Origin of the sequence: Shewanella sp., assembly GCF_051658185.1 — a bacterium.
Lineage (GTDB): Bacteria > Pseudomonadota > Gammaproteobacteria > Enterobacterales > Shewanellaceae > Shewanella.
Window position 1 is genome coordinate 1 of the sequence record NZ_JBOFMC010000090.1, and the last position, 4,210, is coordinate 4,210.

The 4,210-nt window shown below is 43.6% G+C and carries 4 protein-coding genes; 2 read left to right on the forward strand and 2 right to left on the reverse strand.

The window, feature by feature from the left end; all coding sequences use genetic code 11:
* Both ACRCZA_RS03885 and ACRCZA_RS03890 read right to left on the reverse strand, forming a co-directional pair.
* Window positions 1-1,686: multiheme c-type cytochrome (locus ACRCZA_RS03885; protein WP_438673165.1), on the reverse strand; the 1,686-nt coding region annotated here is incomplete at its 3' end.
* A gap of 917 nt (window positions 1,687-2,603) precedes the next feature.
* Window positions 2,604-2,726 carry a hypothetical protein gene (locus ACRCZA_RS03890; protein ID WP_438673166.1) on the reverse strand — a complete coding sequence of 41 codons (123 nt, stop codon included), beginning with the start codon at window positions 2,724-2,726 and terminating at the stop codon, window positions 2,604-2,606.
* Window positions 2,727-2,889: 163 nt separating this feature from the next.
* Between ACRCZA_RS03890 and ACRCZA_RS03895 the strand changes: the two genes are divergently transcribed.
* Window positions 2,890-3,468, forward strand: coding sequence for a class I SAM-dependent methyltransferase (locus ACRCZA_RS03895; protein WP_438673167.1), 579 nt, complete (start codon window positions 2,890-2,892; stop codon window positions 3,466-3,468).
* Window positions 3,469-3,471: 3 nt separating this feature from the next.
* The coding region (locus ACRCZA_RS03900) for a phospholipase D-like domain-containing protein (protein ID WP_438673168.1) at window positions 3,472-4,210 on the forward strand (739 nt) is incomplete at its 3' end.

A 4,210-nucleotide genomic window follows, 5' to 3' on the forward strand; every position in this document is an offset into this window, starting at 1 on the left:
TTTATCCCACTCAGCGTTACCTGGGTTATGACAAGCAACACATTGTTGTGCCAAGTCATTACGACGACCATGGTAACCATAAGCTTGATCGCCATGACATGAGGCACATAGTGCATTATCGACCACTTGACGACGGCCATCTTTAGTCATGCCATCTAAAGTGAAAAACGCCGTAGTGGAGCGTAATCTTTCCGTCAATGTGCCCTGCGCATTTGGCTTACCCGTTAATGGATCCGCCTTCAACGTTGCTTCAATCGCCAACACGCCAGTATTCAGATCTGTGCCAGTTGGAATGATTAAGCCTGTATCACCTTTTGCCAAATCGGCCTGAAGATCGCCCGACAGTACATAGGTAAATTCTCCCGTTGTGGTATCCACCGTAATAGGATCGTTACCGATAAACTTATAGTTAACTGCATGATTAGCCAAACGACTTAATTCGCCACTGTCTTGCGTTTCTGTCGTTGCAAGGCGATATCCCGCTTGCATATCCCAAGCTGCCGTTAAACGCATATCAGCAAAGAACCCAGCGTCTTTTGGCGTTACGGTTAAAGGCTTGCCCTCATGATCAAGAATTTTTACGGTAAACGTAATTTCGGCTGTTTGGTAAGTATGACCATCACGAATTGAAGTGACAGGCGCAATATTGGCTTTAGTGATGTTAATACTGAAAGCATCACGCGCAGCTTTTTTCGCATCGGTTTTAGTCAAGTGAATTTTGCCGACATCATGGCAGCTCGCACAGGTCAGCGGTAACTCTGCACCATGCTTAAGGGAATCAACCGCATGGCAACTGGTACAAGCTTTGTCATTTGCTGTTGCAGTTAACCATTCGCCACCATTAGGTAACTTTTCAGTATTTTCAGTCGTATGGCAGCTGGTGCAATCATAAGAACTGGCGACTAAGTTATTCGGCAAGCCGTTATGCCAGCGATGTGCACGTTCAACAATCGTGCCTTTACTGTCTTTTTCACCGGTGGTATGACAGGTAGCACAAGATTCAACATTATTGGCGTAATGAGGACCTGAAAAATACCCACTGCGTGCGAAAGCAATGTCAGTGTGGCAGGCATTACAGCTTTCAGTGCTGACCATGCTACGAGTTAGATTGATCGCACTGCCATCCATCATAAAATCAACTTCAGGCATGATATCAGTGACCTTACCGATCCCAGGAATGCCGTCAGCAGTTTGTAAGCGCACCATAAAACGCTGTGGTGCTTTAGGGTCAAAACGATAAGATTTGGCACTCAAATCTAAATCTGCAATTTTGGTCGAGTTAATAACCGTATAAGTGCCATCTTTGTGATCCGTGAGACAACTATCCGGCGAATTTGTACATGTGATATAGCCTAAACCTTGACGCTCAGTGTAGCCTTTATCTAACTTTGCCAGTTGAGAACTAAGAAAACGCACAGAAGGGATCCCGACGACTGGTAACCCAAGTTCATTGGTTACTTTAAACTTGGCTGAACGCACACCATCGACATCGAACCCATAGGATAAAAACTCCAGATTTAGACTCGTTGCGGATGTTGCGATAACGAGTCCATTTTCACCGTCAGCGCCATTATTACCATTTTCACCATTAATCCCATCTTTACCATCTTCGCCATCGCTACATGCCGCAAGGCCTCCCAGCATCATGGTAAGAACTAATGATTTTTTAAATTTACTGCTCATCATTACGATTACTCCATTTTATTTTTAATATAAAACAGTTGCAGGGGAGTATTGTTCTATATTAGTAAGTTCCATATTAAGCTATGGTTTATTAGTCCTTATTTTCAACATCTCTTTCCGGACGTTTCAATAAAGCGCTTTAAAACTGAATCAAACCTTAATTGATTGTTATTGATTAAATTCAAACATAAATTTTGTGACTTACATGTCAAGATTGTAAATAGATGATAATAGAAACATTATTTAGACCCGTTAAAGTCCCAAATGATTAATTAGCCTTTGATATATTACCTTTCAGCAAAGCATACCCAAACGCAAGCAAAAACAAGATAGAACAACGTTATACTACACATTATATTATTGTGATCTTAGTCCGTTTCAATATGAATTAATCAACAATAAAATCGACAATTACCTAGCGGCAATAAAGTTAATACCAGCATAGTGCACTGACAATTATCATCATAAAAAATGATTACTCAGTATCATGTGTAAAATTAAAAAGTCTCATTTAGACATTTAATTGATTACCTAAAATCCAACAGCAAGCGACATTAACACTACATAAGCTCATCGCGCTGTAAGCTTTCTAATTGGGCTACCGCCAACGCACTGACGAGTATTATCAAAATACCGAGTCTTTATTTTTGCCAAATAATTTAAGCGAGCATAAGCCTTAACAAAGGTCTGCAAATATTATTTGGCGTAACTGTCGATAGCCTTTGTTGACCCCTCGCTCAATATCCACCAACACCACAATCATTATCAAAAGCAGCAAAGCCTTGATAAACGTTTAGCAAAAAAACTTGGAACGACAAACACCGAAAAAATCTTAATGACCAGAGCCAAATTTGAACAAGCACTTAGCGAAAAATCTAAGCGTATTCAGTGATTTTAACTAGTATATGCATCTAACTAATCTACGCAAACAACAGGTCTGCCTCAAAGTCATATACGTCAATCGACTGCCTTGGCACACCAATACCACTGTCGAGCAATATATCGGCAAGTTGTTCACCGCCGCTCAAGATAATTGCCAACACTGACTAAAGAGCCCACATATTGACAAGCCAGATTGAACGAAAGTGTCTGCTCAAATGGACGATTTATTTAGAAGGTTAAAAATCAGAAGAAGCCAAACAGAATGCAACCAATTGAACAATAAAGACTAAAACGCTACTATCGTTAACCAAATAAGGAGTCTTTATGTCTATCGATTTTTATAACCAGCACGCCAGCTCGTTTTATGCCTCGACGGTAGAAGTCGACTCTTCTTCCCTGCTGGAACAATTTACCCCTTACTTACCGAAAAGTGGCCGCGTGCTTGATGCGGGTTGCGGCTCTGGTCGAGACAGCAAACGGTTAATCGACCTTGGTTTTCACGTTGATGCCTTTGATGCCAGCGAGGCACTTGCCACGCTCGCGCAGCAGTTGCTCGGCAAGCCTGTAAGGGTTGCAACGTTTATGCAGTTCACATCGACTCAGCAATATGACGGTATTTGGGCCTGTGCCTCGCTGCTGCATGTCGCAAAAGCCTCACTACCAGATACCTTCGCGCATCTTGCCAGTATGTTGAAATCGGGCGGTGGGTTTTACTGCTCATTCAAATATGGGCAGGGTGAAGTCGAACGTGATGGCCGCCGCTTTACCCACTGTGATGAAGCGCTCTTAGCTGAGCTATTAAGCGGTTTACCACTTGCGATTGATAAAGTCTGGCTAACAACCGATTTACGCGTAGGGCGCGAAAACGAACAATGGCTCAATGCAGTGCTCCTTAAGCGATAATCCATGATAGAACAACAAATCTCACTCTACTCAGGCAAAAAACTGTCCTACGGCGGGGCAAACGATCCCTTGCTACCAAGGCTTATTCAAGCCATCAATCACGCCAGTGAGATCGAAATTTCCGTCTCTTTTATCCAACCGTCAGGTCTCGATTTACTGTTTGATCCGCTGCTTGATGCCTTACAAAGTGGTGCGAGCTTAAAACTGCTGACGTCGGATTATCTCTGCATCAGCCATCCTGTTGCCCTGCGCCGTTTGATGCTGCTGGCCGAACGCGGTGCCAAGTGCAAAATATTTGTGTGCGGCCAGCAAAGCTTTCATATGAAGTCGTACATTTTTATCCGTAGTGAGCAGGATGAAATAATCGAAGGTTGCGCATGGATAGGCTCTAATAACATCAGTAAAACCGCGCTATTACACAGCCATGAATGGGCCTTACGCCATGATTTTGAGTTGCCACGCACCTCACCCGCAGCGCTTGAGTTTGCCCATATCCGTCAGCAGTTTGAGGCGATTTTTAACCACAATCAGAGTCAGTCGCTGACCCATGAGTGGATCGACAGCTACCTTAGTCGCTACCAACACACGAAGCAACAACGGGGTATTGCCGCCGTTAGTCTTTACGAAGAACAAGAACATATCGAGCCGCCCACGCCCAATGCCCTACAAATGGAGGCATTAGCAGCACTGAAGGCGAGCCGTGAACAGGGTTTCACCAGAGGATTAGTGGTACTGGCAACGG